This is a genomic window from Streptomyces sp. NPDC107559, from assembly GCF_055657365.1.
In genome coordinates, this window is the sequence record NZ_JBVKBD010000011.1 from 15,682 (window position 1) to 31,320 (window position 15,639).

The 15,639-nt window shown below is 70.2% G+C and carries 24 protein-coding genes; 2 read left to right on the forward strand and 22 right to left on the reverse strand.

Going from position 1 to position 15,639, the window contains the following annotated elements; genetic code table 11:
- Positions 1-9: 9 nt before the first annotated feature.
- From ACZ7OY_RS28595 to ACZ7OY_RS28680, 18 genes are all read right to left on the reverse strand, one after another.
- Positions 10-543: a hypothetical protein gene (locus ACZ7OY_RS28595; protein ID WP_471914038.1), complete on the reverse strand. Its 534-nt coding sequence runs from the start codon at positions 541-543 to the stop codon at positions 10-12.
- A 97-nt stretch (positions 544-640) separates the two neighbouring features.
- Positions 641-970: a hypothetical protein gene (locus ACZ7OY_RS28600; protein ID WP_471914039.1), complete on the reverse strand. Its 330-nt coding sequence runs from the start codon at positions 968-970 to the stop codon at positions 641-643.
- Positions 967-1,179, reverse strand: a complete 213-nt coding sequence (locus ACZ7OY_RS28605; RefSeq protein ID WP_471914040.1) for a helix-turn-helix domain-containing protein — start codon at positions 1,177-1,179, stop codon at positions 967-969. Before ACZ7OY_RS28605 ends, ACZ7OY_RS28600 begins: the two co-directional genes overlap by 4 nt.
- Positions 1,176-1,409, reverse strand: a complete 234-nt coding sequence (locus tag ACZ7OY_RS28610) for a hypothetical protein (RefSeq protein ID WP_471914041.1) — start codon at positions 1,407-1,409, stop codon at positions 1,176-1,178. The genes ACZ7OY_RS28605 and ACZ7OY_RS28610 overlap by 4 nt, the downstream gene beginning before the upstream one ends.
- On the reverse strand, positions 1,390-1,725 hold the full coding sequence (locus tag ACZ7OY_RS28615) for a WhiB family transcriptional regulator (protein WP_471914042.1): 336 nt from the start codon (positions 1,723-1,725) through the stop codon (positions 1,390-1,392). Before ACZ7OY_RS28615 ends, ACZ7OY_RS28610 begins: the two co-directional genes overlap by 20 nt.
- A 185-nt stretch (positions 1,726-1,910) precedes the next feature.
- Complete coding sequence (locus tag ACZ7OY_RS28620; RefSeq protein ID WP_471914043.1) at positions 1,911-2,543, reverse strand: hypothetical protein; 633 nt, start codon at positions 2,541-2,543, stop codon at positions 1,911-1,913.
- Positions 2,540-3,022 carry a hypothetical protein gene (locus ACZ7OY_RS28625; RefSeq protein WP_471914044.1) on the reverse strand — a complete coding sequence of 161 codons (483 nt, stop codon included), beginning with the start codon at positions 3,020-3,022 and terminating at the stop codon, positions 2,540-2,542. The genes ACZ7OY_RS28620 and ACZ7OY_RS28625 overlap by 4 nt, the downstream gene beginning before the upstream one ends.
- A complete protein-coding gene (locus ACZ7OY_RS28630; protein ID WP_471914045.1) occupies positions 3,019-3,420 on the reverse strand; it encodes a hypothetical protein in 402 nt (133 codons plus the stop codon). The genes ACZ7OY_RS28625 and ACZ7OY_RS28630 overlap by 4 nt, the downstream gene beginning before the upstream one ends.
- An 8-nt stretch (positions 3,421-3,428) precedes the next feature.
- Positions 3,429-3,980 (reverse strand): RusA family crossover junction endodeoxyribonuclease, encoded by a 552-nt coding sequence (locus tag ACZ7OY_RS28635; RefSeq protein ID WP_471914046.1) that lies wholly within the window; start codon positions 3,978-3,980, stop codon positions 3,429-3,431.
- Complete coding sequence (locus tag ACZ7OY_RS28640) at positions 3,977-4,702, reverse strand: hypothetical protein (protein ID WP_471914047.1); 726 nt, start codon at positions 4,700-4,702, stop codon at positions 3,977-3,979. The genes ACZ7OY_RS28635 and ACZ7OY_RS28640 overlap by 4 nt, the downstream gene beginning before the upstream one ends.
- Positions 4,699-5,028 carry a hypothetical protein gene (locus ACZ7OY_RS28645; RefSeq protein WP_471914048.1) on the reverse strand — a complete coding sequence of 110 codons (330 nt, stop codon included), beginning with the start codon at positions 5,026-5,028 and terminating at the stop codon, positions 4,699-4,701. Before ACZ7OY_RS28645 ends, ACZ7OY_RS28640 begins: the two co-directional genes overlap by 4 nt.
- A complete protein-coding gene (locus tag ACZ7OY_RS28650; protein ID WP_471914049.1) occupies positions 5,025-5,750 on the reverse strand; it encodes an exonuclease domain-containing protein in 726 nt (241 codons plus the stop codon). Before ACZ7OY_RS28650 ends, ACZ7OY_RS28645 begins: the two co-directional genes overlap by 4 nt.
- Complete coding sequence (locus tag ACZ7OY_RS28655) at positions 5,747-6,745, reverse strand: recombinase RecT (protein ID WP_471914050.1); 999 nt, start codon at positions 6,743-6,745, stop codon at positions 5,747-5,749. The genes ACZ7OY_RS28650 and ACZ7OY_RS28655 overlap by 4 nt, the downstream gene beginning before the upstream one ends.
- Before the next feature lie 2 nt (positions 6,746-6,747).
- Positions 6,748-7,851: a YqaJ viral recombinase family nuclease gene (locus ACZ7OY_RS28660; protein ID WP_471914051.1), complete on the reverse strand. Its 1,104-nt coding sequence runs from the start codon at positions 7,849-7,851 to the stop codon at positions 6,748-6,750.
- Positions 7,848-8,636, reverse strand: coding sequence for a hypothetical protein (locus ACZ7OY_RS28665; RefSeq protein ID WP_471914052.1), 789 nt, complete (start codon positions 8,634-8,636; stop codon positions 7,848-7,850). The genes ACZ7OY_RS28660 and ACZ7OY_RS28665 overlap by 4 nt, the downstream gene beginning before the upstream one ends.
- Before the next feature lie 121 nt (positions 8,637-8,757).
- Positions 8,758-8,919 carry a hypothetical protein gene (locus ACZ7OY_RS28670; protein ID WP_471914053.1) on the reverse strand — a complete coding sequence of 54 codons (162 nt, stop codon included), beginning with the start codon at positions 8,917-8,919 and terminating at the stop codon, positions 8,758-8,760.
- Between the two features lie 197 nt (positions 8,920-9,116).
- Positions 9,117-9,422, reverse strand: a complete 306-nt coding sequence (locus ACZ7OY_RS28675; RefSeq protein WP_471914054.1) for a hypothetical protein — start codon at positions 9,420-9,422, stop codon at positions 9,117-9,119.
- Positions 9,419-9,652, reverse strand: a complete 234-nt coding sequence (locus ACZ7OY_RS28680; protein ID WP_471914055.1) for a helix-turn-helix domain-containing protein — start codon at positions 9,650-9,652, stop codon at positions 9,419-9,421. Before ACZ7OY_RS28680 ends, ACZ7OY_RS28675 begins: the two co-directional genes overlap by 4 nt.
- A gap of 264 nt (positions 9,653-9,916) precedes the next feature.
- On the opposite strand from ACZ7OY_RS28680, the gene ACZ7OY_RS28685 reads away from it, so the two are divergent.
- Positions 9,917-10,411 (forward strand): helix-turn-helix transcriptional regulator, encoded by a 495-nt coding sequence (locus ACZ7OY_RS28685; RefSeq protein WP_471914056.1) that lies wholly within the window; start codon positions 9,917-9,919, stop codon positions 10,409-10,411.
- A 7-nt stretch (positions 10,412-10,418) separates the two neighbouring features.
- The gene (locus tag ACZ7OY_RS28690; RefSeq protein WP_471914057.1) at positions 10,419-11,021 is read left to right on the forward strand and encodes a hypothetical protein; all 603 of its coding nucleotides are present in this window, start codon (positions 10,419-10,421) and stop codon (positions 11,019-11,021) included.
- Here the strand turns inward: ACZ7OY_RS28690 and ACZ7OY_RS28695 are convergent.
- From ACZ7OY_RS28695 to ACZ7OY_RS28710, 4 genes are all read right to left on the reverse strand, one after another.
- Positions 10,998-12,803, reverse strand: coding sequence for a tyrosine-type recombinase/integrase (locus ACZ7OY_RS28695; RefSeq protein WP_471914058.1), 1,806 nt, complete (start codon positions 12,801-12,803; stop codon positions 10,998-11,000). The two genes, ACZ7OY_RS28690 and ACZ7OY_RS28695, sit on opposite strands and share 24 nt — an antisense overlap.
- A gap of 196 nt (positions 12,804-12,999) precedes the next feature.
- Positions 13,000-14,280, reverse strand: coding sequence for an MFS transporter (locus ACZ7OY_RS28700; protein WP_471914059.1), 1,281 nt, complete (start codon positions 14,278-14,280; stop codon positions 13,000-13,002).
- A gap of 4 nt (positions 14,281-14,284) precedes the next feature.
- Positions 14,285-14,671 (reverse strand): hypothetical protein, encoded by a 387-nt coding sequence (locus ACZ7OY_RS28705; RefSeq protein WP_471914060.1) that lies wholly within the window; start codon positions 14,669-14,671, stop codon positions 14,285-14,287.
- Between the two features lie 43 nt (positions 14,672-14,714).
- Entirely contained in the window at positions 14,715-15,569 is an 855-nt protein-coding gene (locus ACZ7OY_RS28710) for an AraC family transcriptional regulator (RefSeq protein WP_471914061.1), read from the reverse strand.
- Positions 15,570-15,639: the final 70 nt, after the last annotated feature.

Here is a 15,639-nt window from a genome sequence, read left to right on the forward strand (position 1 = left end):
ATGGGAACGCTAACGGCGACGCTTGCTTGCATGGCGGCTCTCCACGGGTGCAGTGATCGCCGCCTCGAAGGACCATCCACGGCGCAGGCGGCTGGCCACCGTGTACGGGTTGAGACCCAGCTCGGCGACGCGCGCGCGTCCGCCAGGCGGGAAGAGGGAGTTGTCCGGGGCCTTGGACTGCACCGGGACGGTCACCACGCGTTCGCCGTCCCAGCCGCGGTTGATGCGGTTCATCAACGTGCTCTTGGGGATGCCGGTGACCTGGGCCCACTCCTCCAGCAGCAGCGTCTTTCCGTTGGCGGTCAGCGGGCGGTTGTCGCGCCGATTGCGGTTCTGCTGCTGGTAGGTGGCCCAGCGGACGTTGTCGGGCTCGTAGTTGCCCTCGTTGTCGATCCGGTCCAGGGTGTGCCGCGGCGACGGCTTTTCGGGCAGGTCGGCAACGAACTGCCCGAAGGAATCCCGCCACCGCTGGCAGACCTGGATGCCTCGGCCGCCGTAGTTGTGCCAGTTGGGGCTATCCGGTGTGTGACAACGGGCGATCATCCGGACCCACGTCTCATACAGCGGATGTTTGGTACGTCCCCGCATGCGCGGGGGCGGAGCGCTATTCACTAGGAGTCCCTTTCCAGGTGGGTGCGGGTCAGCAGCCGTCCAGGTCGACGTCGACGTGCTGCGGGTGGGCATGGCTGCTGCGGGGCTTGCTGGCCTTCGGCCGGACGACTGCGGACCACGGCGGCCGCGCGGCCTTGCGGACGTTCTCCGGCGGCCGGTCAGGGCTCTTGCGGCTGGAGGTCGACGACTTGGTGCCCTCGACCGGCCCGGCCGGGACGGCGTACGCCGTATCCGCGCACGGGACGGTCGTCGTCGGCTGACCGCCCTGGTGCTGGCAGTAGGCGACGGTCACCCCGAGGAGGACCGCCGCGGCACCGAGGCTGGCCAATGTCCGCAGGTCCCACGGGGTGGGGCTCACAGGACGGTCCCCTTCGGCCGTGGGCGGCCGCCTCCGCGCTGGCGGAGCCTGGTGTCGACGCTGAGCAGCAGGTTGCGCACGGTGCCGTACGCGTAGCCGGTCCGCTCGGCCAGGTTCCGGATCGAGGATCCGGCGTAGTAGTCGGCGCGCAGCCGCTCGGCGAAGGCGGTGCGGTCCTGTCCCTGCTTGCGGGGCTTTCGGGTGTTCACGTCAGGTGCAACCTTTCGTTCTCGTACGCCTCCGCGTACTCCTGGATCTGCTGGACGATCGCCAGCTCGGCGCAGGTCTTGTGTGCTGGGCTTCCGCTGCTGTCCCGCAGATGGGTGGGCAGGCCGCCGCACCCGTACCGGCACGGCAGTGCCTTGCGTCTCCAGTGCCTGTCGGGGTCGCTCCAGTTCAGGACCCCCGGCTTCGGCCGCTCAGGCCGTAGCCGCCGCATCGGGGGCCTCCTCCGTGCTGGGGGCGGAGTCGCGGGCGGTGGGGAGCAGGGTCAGGGCGGCTCGTTCGTCGGCGTCGAGGCCGCCCCAGACGCCGGTCGTATCGCCGCGCTCCAGGGCGTCGTGCAGACACAGCGGGCGGGCCGGGCAGCGGCCGCAGACCTGCTTGGCCACCTTCCGCTCGGCGACGGCCACCTCGTCGTCGCCGTCCGCGAACCAGTAGTCCGGCGTCTCGCTGGTCTGGCACGCCGCGTCGTCGCCCCAGTGCGGAGGCCGGTCGAGGTTGTCGGGGGCGTCGTAGCTGGTTCGAGGGTGCATCAGGGCTCTCCTCCCGATCCGTGTCCGGACGGGGCCGGACGAACATCCACGGACGTGTCCGGACACGTGTCCGGGCAGGTCAGCGAGGTGACACGGGGCCGGACCCGTAGCGGCGCGGACGGCCGTCCGGACAGCGTCCGGACGCTGTCCGCGTCTGTGGCCGCAGTGGGGGCGGCGAGGGGCGGTCAGCACGACGGCACCCCCTTGGACCGGTACCGCTCGACGGTGGTCGCGCACAGACCGAGCCGGCGCGCGAGCTCCGCCGACGACATGGCCGGGTCGGCGAACCGGAACGCGAACCGGGCCTCGCGAAGGTCCAGCTCGGGCCACGGGGCGGGGCGACGCAGGCACCGCCGGATCGCCACCAGGTCCATGCCTTCGTGCGTCGCCCCGGCGGGCAGCTCCGTCAGCGTCGACTCGTCCGCCCGCGCAGTCCGAATGATGCGGTCCGTCAGGTGCTCGCCCTCGACGCACCGCTTGTACCGGCAGCTCCCCTGGACACGGCCGACCGGCGGACGCCCGTAGTGCACACGGAACGCCAGCCGGTACGCCGTCATCATCCGGTTCGCCATCGGCACCCCGAACTCGTCGTACCGGCCCTTCCATCGGCGGTGACCGCCCGTCAGCGGCACGGACAGCTGCTCGTAGTCCTCCCGCCCCCACAGACGGCGCGGCACCTCGTACGCGGGCAGGCCCAGATCCCGCCGGACTGCGGCAACGGGCCGCTTGTCCACACCCAGCCGACGGGCCGCCTCGCTGTTCGAGATCGGCCCCGCCTTCAAGAGCTGGGCGATCCGCTCCCACTTCTCCGGGCTCACGGTGCCGTCACCTCCGCGCGGAGCCGCTTCACCGTGCGCGTGCAGGCACCGATCCGGCGGGCCAGCGTGATGAGCGGCATCGTCGCCGGGGCGAGGCGGACAGCCGCCCGCTTCTCCTCCGGGCTCAGCCGCGGCCTGGGGAGCCGCCCCTTCACCGCGAGGTCGACGGCGTACTCGTCGACGCACAGGGCGGCTTCCGCGCGCTCCCGTGCCCTCTGCTCCTCCCGCATCGGCCGGTCGGCCTGGTGGGCAGGCTCAACGCAACCGGACCGGATGCAGCCGGCCTTGGCGTAGCCGACCGGCTCACGGCCCTGCGCGAGCCGGAACGCCAGCCGGGCTGCGGTGATCCGTTCCTTGCGGACGAACACCAGCGGCGTGCCGCTCGCCGCGCACGCACCCCGCCACACCCGGTGGCCGCCCGCGACACGGCGGGAGCGGGCCAGGAACACGGCCCGCCACTCCTCCAAGGTCACCGTCATGCTGCATCCGCCTTCGCCGACTCACGCATCAGCCAGTCGGTCAGGTGCGAGCCCTCGACGCAGTGCTTGCGGACGCAGCCGACCCGGACATGCCCGACGGGGGCGCGGCCGTGCGCCATGCGGAACGCGACCTGATAGGCGGTCGTGTGCGCGTCGATGACCGGCACCCCGTCACGCGTGACGCGGCCGGTCCACCGGCGGTGACCGCCCGAGGTGAGCACGGCCCCGACCACGTACCGCAGCTCGGGCGTCAGCCGGTCGACGACCGGCAGCGGCATCGGCTCCAGGCGCAACGACGCACGGCACGCGGCGACCATGCCGCGCCGGCAGCCGAGACGGAACGCCAGCTCGGCATCCGACACCGTCTCGCTCTCCAGGACCCGCAAGATGTTCTCCACCGAGCACCTCATGCGCCACCCGCCTTCACCTGGCGGGCCGCAGCCGCACAGCCCCGGGAGCAGCGCCGCTGAGTCCTGCGGGACGGCGTGAACGGCTGTCCGCAGCCGACGCAGTCGAGGACGTAGTCCGTGCCGCGCTGCATGGTCGAGACGTGCGGGGCCAAGACGAGGACGGTCCGGGGCCGGCTGCGGTCGAGTTCGATCCCGCCGTACTTCGAGGTGATCTGCGAGTCGTCGACCCACAAGATGCTGTTACCGGCATCGCACACGTGCTTGAGCAAGTTGTCGCCGTCGATCTCCTGCCGCGACGACCGGTAGAAGATGCAGCCCAGGGCCACATTCCCGGTGAGCGGGCCGCGCCGGAACCAACGGCGCAGCTGCCACTTCTTCGCCTGCTCGGCCTCGGCGTCCGCCGGGTCCATGTAGGCGTGACCGTTCGTGTCGAAGCGCGGCCGGGCCTTGCTGTGCGGCTCGCCGAGGATGACGGTGCCCCACGACTCGGCCGCCGCGGGGGCGAGCAGCCGCAGAAGCTGCTCGCCCCGCTCTCGGTCTCCGGTCACTGCCCACCATCCGGCGTGTCCGGCGGGGCGGAGACCTCCAGGGCCGGGGTACGGACCTTCGTGAGCACGACGTCGTCCGCCGAGCGGGCGCCCGGGTTGACCTCGGCGGACAGCGTCGCCGACGGCAGGTCCGCCGGCCTCAGCCCGGTCCGGCTGTTGGCCAGCACATCCATGAGCGCGGTGACCGGCTCATCGGGGCTGAACGCCTGGACGAGCACCTGCGCCGTGCGGGCGTCGACATCGACGGACAGCACCGACACCGCCGACTCGACGCGCGGGCCCGTCCGGGCGTCCAGGTAGGCCCGCCCGAAGTCCGTCACCCTCGGCGTGCCCGAAGGCGGCGCCCACGCCACGTAGCGGCGCACCGCCAGCTTCGGCAGCAGCGCAACGAGCTCGCCGCAGCTCTCGCCACCGGCAACGAGCTGAAGGAGCTGCTCCAGCTCCGCCCGCAGCGGCTTCTCCGTCGCGAACGTCGTCGCGCGGATCATCGCGGCCCGCCAGGACAGCGTGCCGCGCGTCGACTCCGCCGAGCACGGGCAGTGCGACACCTGCTCGGTCAGCTCCGCGTCGCTGACGTGACCGGAGCACTCCAGAACGCTCGCCCGGCCCTTCGCGCACAGCACCACGGTGCAGCACGCGCAGTCCGGGCAGTCCGCGTTCGCCGGCCTGACGTACTCCGGGCCGAACGGCTCGTGCGTGGGGCCGTCGTCGTACATGCTCATGTGTCCCCCGAGATCAGGTGGCAGTCAGTGCAGCGGCGGGAGCCGTCTGCCTGAACTGCGTGCGTGGTCACCCGGAGGTCCTCCGGGCAGTAGCGGAACTCGGCGGCATCGAGCAGGTCCGCCCGGCATCCGCCGTAGAGATGGAGGTCCTCGAGGACGCCGGTCCCCGGCGAGGACGAGGTGGCCTCGACCTCGCTGAGGTGAAGGCGCGCGGGCGGGGCGGTGACCGCCGCCGCGCGACGGCCGCAGCTGCGGGCGGCCAGGAGGAGGGCACCGCAGGCCGCGAAGCAGCCTGCGGAACCGACCTGGAGCAACGTCTCCGTCACGTCCTGGCCCCCCAGGGCTCAGGGACGAACGGCCACTCGTACCGCGCCTCGTCACACTCGCCGTACTTCTCCAACTGCCAGGCGAGGCGCTCCTCGTGCATCTCCTGAGCCCAGCGGGCCTGGAGCTCGTGGAGCTCGCCGACGTCGAGGCGGCCGATCCGCGGGTACCGCTCGCCGATCTTCCAGGTCACGCCGCACGCGGCCTTGGCGTCGACCTCGCTGGTGTGGGCGGTGCCATCCAGCTTGACGGCGTAGTGCTGGCACAGCGCGGCCAGCGTCCGCCTCCCCTTGCGGTACCGGTCCACTCGCCGGTCCAGCACGTACGGATCGAGGATGACGGGGGTCGAGTTCCACACCGACCGCACGCGGTGGCGGGTGCACTCCCGCTCCAGCATCGTCATGTCGAACGGGGCGTTCATCACGACGATCGGGTACGCCATCGCCGCGTACTCCGACAGGGCCTCGGCGATCTCCCCGATCACGTCGGCCGCCGGGCGGCCCGCAGCGCGGGCCGCCTCGGACGTGATGCCGTGGATCGCCGTGGCGTCGGCGGAGATCTCCGCACCGCCGAGGTCGGACAGCCAGGTACGCGCCTCGGTCGGCAGGTTGCCGCCCCAGCGGACGACGCTGGCGGTGACGATGCGGCCCGTCTCGACATCCAGGTCGGTCGACTCGACGTCGAAGCCGACCATCGGCCTACGGGTCCAGGGCAGAGCGGTCATGCCGCACGACTCCTTCCTCGGCGGGCCCTGCGAGAGGCCTTCCGGCGGGGCTGCACCCGCTTCACGGGCAGCCGACGGGTGATGGTGGGTGCCGCGGTGTCCTGGGACTCCTCGGCGGCCGCCGAGGCCGCGTCGGCCTCCGCGAGCAGGCGCGCCGTCTCCTGGTCCGGGGCGTGGAAGGACTGCGCTTCCCCGGCGTCACCGGCGTCGTCGGCCTTCACCAGGGCGACCGCCCAGGCGCTCATCGGCACGACCTTGGCCAGACGGCGCACAGCGGACTTCATCCACATCTCGACGAAGTGCGTGTGCCAGAACGTGTCCACGCGGCCCTCGGCCTTGGCCCGCTGGTACGCCTCGCTGTACTGGTCGCGGATCTCCTCCGCGTCCTGGCGGGTCAGAGCGATGACCTGCGAGCGGGCGCCGCCCTTCAGCCAGGCGAAGGCGTACGCGACGATCACCTCGCCGCGCTCCTCTTTCGACTTGCGCAGGTCCGGCTCGTGCACCAAGTCCTCGCCGACCGGGGCGGTCGGCACGTAGCGGAACTCGTCGTGCTCGCGGATCACTCCGACATGGACCGACTGGACCGCACCGGAGCGGTACATCAGGTCGATGAATCCCTGCGCCATCGGCACGAACCGGGCGAGCTTGCCTTCACGGGTGATGACCGCGTGCTTCTCGTCCGGCAGGAGGCCGAAGCGGGCGCAGGCCAGAAGCGCGTCCAGTGTGCTGGCGGGCGTGCAACTGGCGAGGCGGGGCAGGGCCGGGCGGACGGCCGCGAAGAACGTGGCCCGGTCGATGTGCGGCGGCAGCGCGTCGTCGAACTCCGCCGCGTACCGCTCCAGCCACTCCATGACGGTGCGGTTCATGGGCGGGGTGACCTGCTCATGGCCCTTGAGGTCGGCGACCTGCTCAGGCACGCCGACCGGCTCGGCGGCCAGATCCGGGGCTACGCCAGTCGCGACCTTGACCTTCTCCAGCAGACTCAACTTGGCCATGGTCAGGCCCCCTTCGTGGTCGTGGCCGGCTTGGCCGGGCGGAGCTGACGGGCCTGGTACTTGCGGTAGAGGTCGCCGTGGTCGGCCTTGAGCCGCTTGGTGTCGAGGCCGTCCTTCTGGACCGTGTAGCGGGCGGCCAGGGCGGGCTCGGCTTCGGTGAACCGCTTCGGCGCGAAGGTGGAGTTCTGCCGGTTCGTCCAGACGATCCGGCCGCTGGGGTCCTTGACGATCTCGCTCGGCCCCGCGATGTCCCGCATCTCGTTCTCAACCGCGCGGAGTTTGTCCTCGGCGGCCTTCAGCTCGGCGCCGAGCCGCTCGTAATCGCTCAGCAGCCGGTTCGCCGTCTCGACGTCCACCTCTTCGACGGACTCGGGCTTGACCTCCCACAGCCGCGCCAGCAGCTCTGCGGTGTCCTTCGAGCCGTCGATGGGCGGCGGGAAGCCGTCGACGATGTGCCGCTGGAACCAGGAGCCGCAGAACTCAAGCAGGTGCTCCAGCAGTTCCTCGTCACGCTCCTGCCGCCACACCAGCAGCCGGTTGCCGCCGATGACGGCCGCGACGTACGAGTGGCTCCAGCCGCCGACGAGGGTGTTCCAGTGCGCCTGAAGCGCAGCGGCCTCGGGCGGGTCGTTCTCGTCCACCCACTGGCGGGCGACGAACTCCGAGTGGTTCTTGCACTCCAGCGGGGCGACGACCTGACCGGCGGCGTCGAGGACGAACCGGTCGACGTTGGAGCGCGCCCAGTCATGCTCGATGTGCGCGAGCGTCCCGGGCGGCATCGCCGTCTTGAGGCCGGTCTCCTCCTCGAACTCTGCCGCGATCACGGGCTCCATCCGCCGCCCGAACCGCATGAACCTGTTGTCGGGCTTCGTGAAGCCGTGCCACTCCTCGTACACACGGCGCGGGCTGCACCGCTTGTTCAGGCCGCAGATCGCGGCGACGTGGCTGCCGCCGATGCCCTCCCGGCGCACCGCCAGCCACCGGGCGCGGAACTCCGGGTCGTCCATGTCGCCGGCGGGCAGGACCAGCCGGGCCGTCGGCGCGTAGGGCAGACCCACCGGCGGCAGGTCGGCGAGGTCGAACAGCAGCTCAGGTGCGATCGTCACTTCTCGTCCCCCGTGGTCGTGCCGATGTCAGAGGTGCGCGCTTCGGTGTCCAGGTGGACCAGGTAGAGCGCGGCGGACTTCGCCGACGTGTTGGGTCCGCTGGGGTTGTCCGTCCTGAACTGCCGGACGGCTTCAGCGGCGTCGCGCTGCCTGGCGTCGTCGAGCAGGACCAGCGCCCTCTTCGCGCTCAGCCAGGGGTCACAGGCGAGCTCCGCGACGAGCAGTTCGACCGCCCTCGCGTACCGGCCGCCCTCGACGGGCCGGATCTCATCGCCCCGGGGCACCCCACGGCGATGGAGGTCCGAACCGTGCCGGGCCTCGCGCAGCACATCCCGGTAGCGGTCCTCGTGGCCGCACGGGTTCTTCCACCTGTCGCGGGTGTGGGTCGCGCCGTCTCGGACGAAGCGGTCGGGGCGGGTCTCGCCGCGGGGGCCGCCGCAGACCGGGCAGCGAGCGGAGATCCGCACCTCTACGATCTGTACGCCCTCGTACCCTGCCTGGCTGCCGTAGTCGGGCAGACGCACCGTCCGCGTCCACACCAGCGGCGCCAGGTTGGGCACGTCGACAGACCGGGCCCAGACGGCCCAACCGTCCCGGGCGGGGTGAGCGGACGCCTGGAACGAGCCGTACGGCCGGTAGGCGGAGTACTTTCCGTTGTTCACGCCGCGCACGACGGCATCGGCGCCCTGCCTGCTGGCGTAGACGTGGACGAGGATCTCGGTACCGGGCTGCTCCTGGCACCGGTAGGCGGCCGCGACGTGGTCGGCCTGGTTCTGATCGCCCATCACTTGCAGCCCCCGTTCTCGCCGTTGCTGCGGGTCTGCCTGGTCAGGGCATTGCGGACGGCGGCACGGACGGGGCCATGGCCGATGCTGCCGCACAGGCGGCAGCGCCTCGGGTTGTGCGTCACGAGGCACCCCCGCTCCAGCGGTCGGCCTGCTCGGGCAGGGTCAGGCGGCGGCGCTCCGGGTGGCTCTCACGCCGGGCGGCCTGGACGACGGCAGCGGGGAGAGCGAGGAAGCACGCAAGGGCGAGGAGCTGGATGATCAGCTGGGCGACGTCCTTCACCGGTCGTCACCGCCCCCGGCGGCACGGCGGCCGGAACTCGGCTCGGGGTCGTTCACGAGCTGGTGCGCGGGGGCGGCAGTCGCTGCCTCATCCCCGGTAAGGTTCTGGGTCATAAGGGCCTCAATTCGCCTAGTGGTTGAGGTTCCTGGTGGCGGGGCCGTCTGGACCGTGCGAGGGTCTGGGCTGCCCCGTCGCCGCTATGCGCGGCTCTTGCGTCTCGCCCGCGAGGGGCGGATGCGGTGCAGGTCCGGCGCCGCGGAGGCGTCGGCGTTCTGGGGCTCGGCCTGGTCGGCGGCCTGGATGACTGCGACGCTGCACAGCTGCATTGCGATGAGCAGGTCGCACGGGCACAGCACGCGCTGGTCTCCGCACTTCATGTGCGGGATGCGGCTCTTGCGCAGCATGTCGAGCAGCCACCGTTCCCGGCAGCGCAGCCGCGTCGCGGCCTCTTTGAGGCTGACGTTCTGCACCTCGGTGCAGGAGCAGTGCGGCCGGGGCGTCATGTCTCGGCCTCGCCGGTGACGAGCACGAGGTGGTCGATCGTGCACCCGTACGCCCTGGCCAGCAGGACCAGCGTCATCAGCCGCGGGACCGTCGTGCCGGCCATGTTGCGCGTGAGCGTGGAGCGGTTGACGCCTGCGTAGTCGGCGATTTCTTCGTGTGTCTCAAGGCCGCGTGCGGCGGCCAGGTTGCGAAGGGCTTTCTCAGCCAGGCGGAGCACGGGACGGGCCACGGAGCCTCCCTCCAGTTGTGCAGGGATGCACTAGTTGTGCAGCTCTGCACAAGCTAGATCATGTGCACGCGTGCACACAAGGAAAGACACCAGGAAGGGAATTAGTGTGTTTTTTAGGGGTGCAAACGGGCGCGCTGAGGCTCACTACCAGCGGTGATCCACCACACGCACTCCTACCTGCGGGTTGTGCACCCATGCACAACCCAGGGAGCAGCCGGTCTGGCGTTAGCCTCCATCCATGCGGAGCAAGGAAAATTCCCACACGTGGAGCTGGTGGCGGAGGTGCACATGAGCTCACCGGAACCAGCGACCGAAACGGCGGCCGAGCGCTTCGGCAAGGTTTTCGAACATCTTGCGACCGAGGCGCGGTTCGATATGAACAGATTCGGGACGGGCCGGGCGCGACTCGCCGAGGAAATGGGCGTCTCGGTCTGGACCATCGGCCGCTGGGTCAACGGCGAAACCCTGCCTGGCCTGCACCTATACCAGACCATCGCAAGGGTGCTGGACGTCGATACGTCCGAGCTCCTGCGAGCGGCGGGCATCATCCCCGACGAAGATCGTGCAAATGGAGCAAATGGCGCTGTAACCTCACGAAACCGTCCCCCCGTCTCGCCCGAGACGGCCGCGGATCTCCTGGGTGTCACCCACCCCACGATCCGAGACATGCTGATCCCATCCATGGAGCAGGCGCAGCGTCTACAGCGAGATATCGATCGTCACGGCACGGACGGGGAGGCCGCCGTAGCAAGGGGGTAACCCAGAAATGACGAAGCGATCAGTCGGCCCGCTCGCCGCGGCCGGCGCCAGCGGGCTTGTCGGGGGTGTAGTCGTCCGCGGCGTCGACACCGACTACCTCGAAAGCGACCTGCTCGGCCTCAACGTCGGAGCCACCCTCACGATCACCATGGCCACCACCGTCGTCCTGGTCGCATTGAAACGGTGGCTCCGTCAGCACGAGGAGCGCACCAAGGCGGACGTGCGCGTCCTCGCCGAGCAGCATCGCCAGCGTTCCGAAGAGCTCGACAGGCGCGAGCAGGCAATCACCACGCGCGAGCGCCGGGCGGAACGGATCGAGAACACGCACAACCTGCGTATGCGCAGCCTGGCCCGTACCGCCGACGAGGCGCAGGCCGCTCTCGCCCAGCTGCGCCGCCAGCACGACACCCTCCAGACCAACTACCGCGAAGTCACCTCGGACTACAACGTCCTCATCGAGCAAGTGCTCGCCGGCGGCCACGAGCGATTCACCGCAACCACCGAGGGCGTCATGCAGCCGACGGTCGGCCGGGGCCACTGTGGCCCCCGGCCGGTCACTCTTCTACACCCTGTCGACCTGGACCCGTCAGGAGTCGGTGTGAACCGCTGACCCTGCCCGCCCGCCGCCCTCTCCCATCCCAGCGAGGGCCGGGTGCAGGCCGCACATCCTCAATGCCTGCGTACGCGCGAGCACATACGCCTTGCGAACCTGGTCGGGGTCAACTCCCCACGCGGCAGCCTCCGTCTGCACCGACGGCGACGGCCGGTACGCGGCATGAGTGTGAGCAGACGCCACGGTGAACTGGGGGTCCCATTCCCAGAACCAGCTCTCCCGCAGCTCGTGCGCCCCGGCCGGACCCGACTGCTGTTCACCGTCCGGACCGTAGATTGCTGGCCCAAGTTGCCACACCCGCGCCCGCTCCGGAAGTGCCCTCCGCACCTTCCCGAACTTGCGCGGCATCCGCTCCCGCCACTGCATCTCCGACCAGGGCTCGACCGCCAGTGTCTGGCGGCTCTCCATGCGCCACACCTCCACCAGGAAGCGTGCGTGCTCCACGTTCCAGAAGCCGAGCCGCTCTGCACCCGGCACCTGCACCGTGTAGACGATCGCCTTCTCCCTGGCAGGCCGCGCCGGCCTGTTGCGGCCTAGCGACTGGTCAATTACATCCATCGCCTCGTCGTCCGCCTCGGGCAGCAAGTGCCCATACGTGTCGCTGGTCGTCCGGATGGACTCGTGCCCCAGGCGCCGCTGTACGTAAGTCAGACCTCGCCCCTCGGAGAGGAGAAGCGCAGCGTGGCTGTGCCGCAAGTCGTGGGGGGTCGGGTTCTTCTGCTTAGGCAGCAAGCCAGCTTTCTTCGCTCCCCTCACCGCACGCTGCCACTGGTCGTAGTACGACGAGTAGTGCAGGCGCCGCCCGTCTACACCGAAATACAGGCGGGTCGGGTTCTCCTCATCCGGACCGCCAAGTTCGTCGATGGCGTCAACTACGGCTTTTGAGACGCGGATGGTACGCCGGGAACGTTTGGACTTCGGCACACCGATGTAGAAGCCGCTGTTGCCGTCACGCTTCCATGCCCGCATGACACGGATCTTCGGCCGGTCCGTGCCCCAGTCGACTAGGCACTCCGGAGCGAGGGCTGAAATTTCACTCCACCTCATTCCGGTGCCGTATTTGACCGTGGTCAGCAGCTGGTCGGGACGGTACCGAAACGACGCGATCAAACCCTCCACCTCTTTGGGAGTCAGGAACTGAACGTCCTCGCCCTCGGCGCCATCGTCGTCTTCACGGGGCAAGCGGGTCAGCTCGCAGGGGTTGCGGTCTCTCAACGGTGGTTCAGCCTTGACCGCCCAGCTCAGGATCGCCGACAGGAGGCCGTGCAGCTTGCGGATGGTCTTCGGCGACATCCGTCTCCACTTCACTTCGCCCTTCATCGGGATCGGCCCCTTGCAAACCTGCGTCTGCTCCAGGACGCGCACCCAGGCCGTGACTGTTCCCGAGTTGAAGTGCTCCGTGGACCGCACGTCACACTCCCCGAACGTTGGGAAGATCCACCGCTCCAGCATTCGACGGCAGTCATTGCGGTACTGCTCCCCGACGCCGGTCCGTTGCTCCACGTAGGTCAGGGCATAGGCCCGGAAGCGGTAGCGGCTCTCGTCGGAGACGCTGGCAGCCGGATCAATGAACCCGATGCCTTTCACCCAGCCCGCCGGCCATCGCTGGCCACACTCATTGACGGCGTCTTTGAAGACCTCAGCCGCGGCCTCACCCTCCTCGTCGCCGGCAAATCGCTCCGTCTGCCACGGCCCTGTACGCGAGCCACCGAGGCGCCATTTCACGCCGTAGCTGGTGACCTCGCCGGCCTTGTTCTTCAGCGGCTGCACGTATGCCATGGAGGGAGCGTAGGAAGACGCGCGCCAACGGTGCGCCATCGCCACGCATTCGCTACGGCGATTATTCGACATTTCCGCAGGTCACATGCACCGTCCGGGGACATGCCCGGACGCACGTGCGCTCCGTCCTACCGCAAACGGCCTTCGGCCAGGCATGATGGATTCGACACTCACTCCGGCGGCAACTGCGGCTCCGTCAGACGGCGGGTGCGGGAACGTCACGCAGGTGGCGCAGCGGGGAGAAGAACACGAACCAGCCAGCCGCCCACGAACCGACCAGTGCCAGTCCGAGCGTGGGCCGCACGCCAATCTGTGTGCCGAGCACTCCGCCGAGAATGCCGCCGAGCGGCAGCGTGCCCCACACGACCCAGCGGACGGCCGCGTTCATCCGGCCCATCAGCTCGGGAGGCGTCACCGACTGCCGGTAGCTGAGCTGCGCGACGTTGTAGACCATCCCGGCGAAGTACGCGATGCCCCAGCCCAGCGGGACCAGCAGCACACCCCAGCCGCGCCAGGCCGCCACCGCGACGATCTGCGGCGCGCTGAACACCAGCATCGACATCCAGATGATCCGTGCCGAGCCGATCTTCCTGGCGAGCCGGCCGGCGAGGGCTCCCCCGACGATCCCGCCGACGGCCGTGCCCGCCGTGATCAGCCCGATCAGCGCGGGAGGGATGTGCAGCACCCGAACGAAGAAGATCATCTCCAGTGCCGTGCTCATGCCGTTGAACAGGTTCGCGGTGCCCGTGCACGCCACGACCTTCCGCAGCACCTCGTGCCCGACGACGAATCGCAGTCCCTCGGCGATCTGGCTGCGCAGCGTCTCGTCGGGCCGCCGCGCGGGCGGTGGCTCCTCGCGCGTCCTGATGCCGAAGAGCGCGGTGACGGAGACCGCGTACGAGATCGCGTCGGCGGCCATCGCCCCCGCCGCACCGAGCACCGCGACCAGTCCCCCGCCCACGCCGGGTCCCGCGAACTGCGCGAACGCCTGGGTCGTCCCCAGCCTGCCGTTGGCCTCCATCCGGTACTCGGCGCCGATCAGCGAGGGCACGTAGCTCTGGTACGAGACGTCGAAGAACACCGTGCACACACCGGCCGCGGCGGCGACGACGTAGAGCTGGGTCATCGTCAGGGTGCCGAGGGCCGCCGCCACCGGGACCGAGCCGATGATCAGCAGCCGGAGGACATCGCAGACGATCATGATGGATCGTCTGGAGCCACGGTCCACGAGCGCGCCCGCGGGCAGCGCGATCAGCGCGAACGCCGCCGTGGTGGCGGCGGTCAGCAGCCCGACCTCGAACGTGCTCGCGTTCAGCGCGACGACCGCGACCAGCGGCAACGCGAGCTGGGTGACCGCCGAACCCATCTCGCTGGCCGTCTGACCGCTCCACAGCAGCAGGAAATCCCGCTGCCGCCACAGGCTCGGCCTCCCGAACTCCGGCTTCGCGTCTTGAAGTTCGTTCGCCACGTCCGTCACGGTGTCAGCCTAGTGCCGGGCCTCGGCCGCCCGTCCGGCGCCGCAGGACCACGGCGAGCACGATCCCGGCGAGGAAGAGGACCGTGCCCGCGGCCAGCCACGGCCACGGGTCGAACTCGTCCACGCAGGACTGGCCGGAGGCCGTCGTGGTGCACACGTTCCCCGGGCCGTCGCGGTTGAGGAAGGCCACGTACAGCAGCGGTACGCCGAGCCCGGAGACCAGGCCCGGAAGCCCGGCCGACGAGCCGCGCCGCACGGCCAGCAGCGCTGCCGCCGCGATCGCGACGGGCAGCAAAAACGGACCGACGGTCAGCACGGTCAGCAGACCGAGCGAGCCCAGCGCGCCCACGACGAACCAGACGCAGAACCACGCCCGGACAGCGGTTCCCATTCGACCTCCCTGGCGGACGGTGGCCACGCGGTGGACCGTCGGATCAGGATCTGGACAGATATGCGGGAGCGGCCCACGCGATGTCGTCGACCGCGAGCCACTGCGCGGCCGCGACGGCCGTGGGTGTCACACCTGCGAACGCCATGACATCGCGGTGCAGATGGGACTGGTCGGCATAGCCGATCTCCGCCGCCACCCGTGCCGCGCTGTGGCCCGCGGCCAGCCGGTGGGCCGCGTGGTCGAAGCGGACCAGCTGGGCGGCACGCTTGGGGTTGAGACCGATCCGGGACCGGAACCGGGACCACAGGCGCTTACGGCTCCAGCCGACCTCGGCCGCCAGCCGCTCGACCCGGACCCCGCCCAGGTTCGCCACCATCTGCCGCCATACGAAGGCGACTTCGGGCTCGACCGTCCGGCCTGTCTCGTACCGTCGGACGAGCGCCGCCGCCGCGATCGCGAACCGGTCCTCCCAGGAGCGGGCAGCGTGCAACTGTTCCCGCGTCCGCGTGCCCTCGCGGCCCCAGAGGTCCTCGAGGGTGACCATCGTGCCGTTCGCCTCGGCGAAGGCGCCGCCCAGCACCTCGTACGCGACCACCGGTGACAGGCGCACCTGAAGGCAGTCGATGTCACGGCCGCGGCCCCGGACACCGCCCGAGGCGAGTCCGAGGACGAAACTGCCGTTCTGCCGCCAGCCGTTGCCGTCGTCGACGGCGAGCAGTCCGTCGCCCAGGTCGACGGCGACCGTGACGGCCGGGTACGGAACGATGTCCAGGTCGACGGGGTCCGTGGTGCGACCCCGGAATCCGGCCATGCCGACGCCGGGCAGCAAGCCGGGCTGGGACGGCGTGGCGATGTCCCACACCGCAGCGGCATCGGGAACCGGCCCGGCGGATCGCATGACGCCAACCTACCGCGACATTCGTCCAAGACGGGATGGAGCGGACGCGCCGACACTGACGGCTCCTGCA

Coding starts and splice junctions, on each gene's coding strand:
- ACZ7OY_RS28610 (WP_471914041.1), bottom strand. CDS start 1,409: ATGCGGCGGCTACGGCCTGAGCGGCCGAAGCCGGGGGTCCTGAACTGG.
- ACZ7OY_RS28595 (WP_471914038.1), bottom strand. CDS start 543: ATGATCGCCCGTTGTCACACACCGGATAGCCCCAACTGGCACAACTAC.
- ACZ7OY_RS28650 (WP_471914049.1), bottom strand. CDS start 5,750: ATGACCGCTCTGCCCTGGACCCGTAGGCCGATGGTCGGCTTCGACGTC.
- ACZ7OY_RS28675 (WP_471914054.1), bottom strand. CDS start 9,422: ATGACGCCCCGGCCGCACTGCTCCTGCACCGAGGTGCAGAACGTCAGC.
- ACZ7OY_RS28665 (WP_471914052.1), bottom strand. CDS start 8,636: ATGGGCGATCAGAACCAGGCCGACCACGTCGCGGCCGCCTACCGGTGC.
- ACZ7OY_RS28710 (WP_471914061.1), bottom strand. CDS start 15,569: ATGCGATCCGCCGGGCCGGTTCCCGATGCCGCTGCGGTGTGGGACATC.
- ACZ7OY_RS28705 (WP_471914060.1), bottom strand. CDS start 14,671: ATGGGAACCGCTGTCCGGGCGTGGTTCTGCGTCTGGTTCGTCGTGGGC.
- ACZ7OY_RS28655 (WP_471914050.1), bottom strand. CDS start 6,745: ATGGCCAAGTTGAGTCTGCTGGAGAAGGTCAAGGTCGCGACTGGCGTA.
- ACZ7OY_RS28695 (WP_471914058.1), bottom strand. CDS start 12,803: ATGGCATACGTGCAGCCGCTGAAGAACAAGGCCGGCGAGGTCACCAGC.
- ACZ7OY_RS28615 (WP_471914042.1), bottom strand. CDS start 1,725: ATGCACCCTCGAACCAGCTACGACGCCCCCGACAACCTCGACCGGCCT.
- ACZ7OY_RS28625 (WP_471914044.1), bottom strand. CDS start 3,022: ATGACGGTGACCTTGGAGGAGTGGCGGGCCGTGTTCCTGGCCCGCTCC.
- ACZ7OY_RS28640 (WP_471914047.1), bottom strand. CDS start 4,702: ATGAGCATGTACGACGACGGCCCCACGCACGAGCCGTTCGGCCCGGAG.
- ACZ7OY_RS28690 (WP_471914057.1), top strand. CDS start 10,419: ATGACGAAGCGATCAGTCGGCCCGCTCGCCGCGGCCGGCGCCAGCGGG.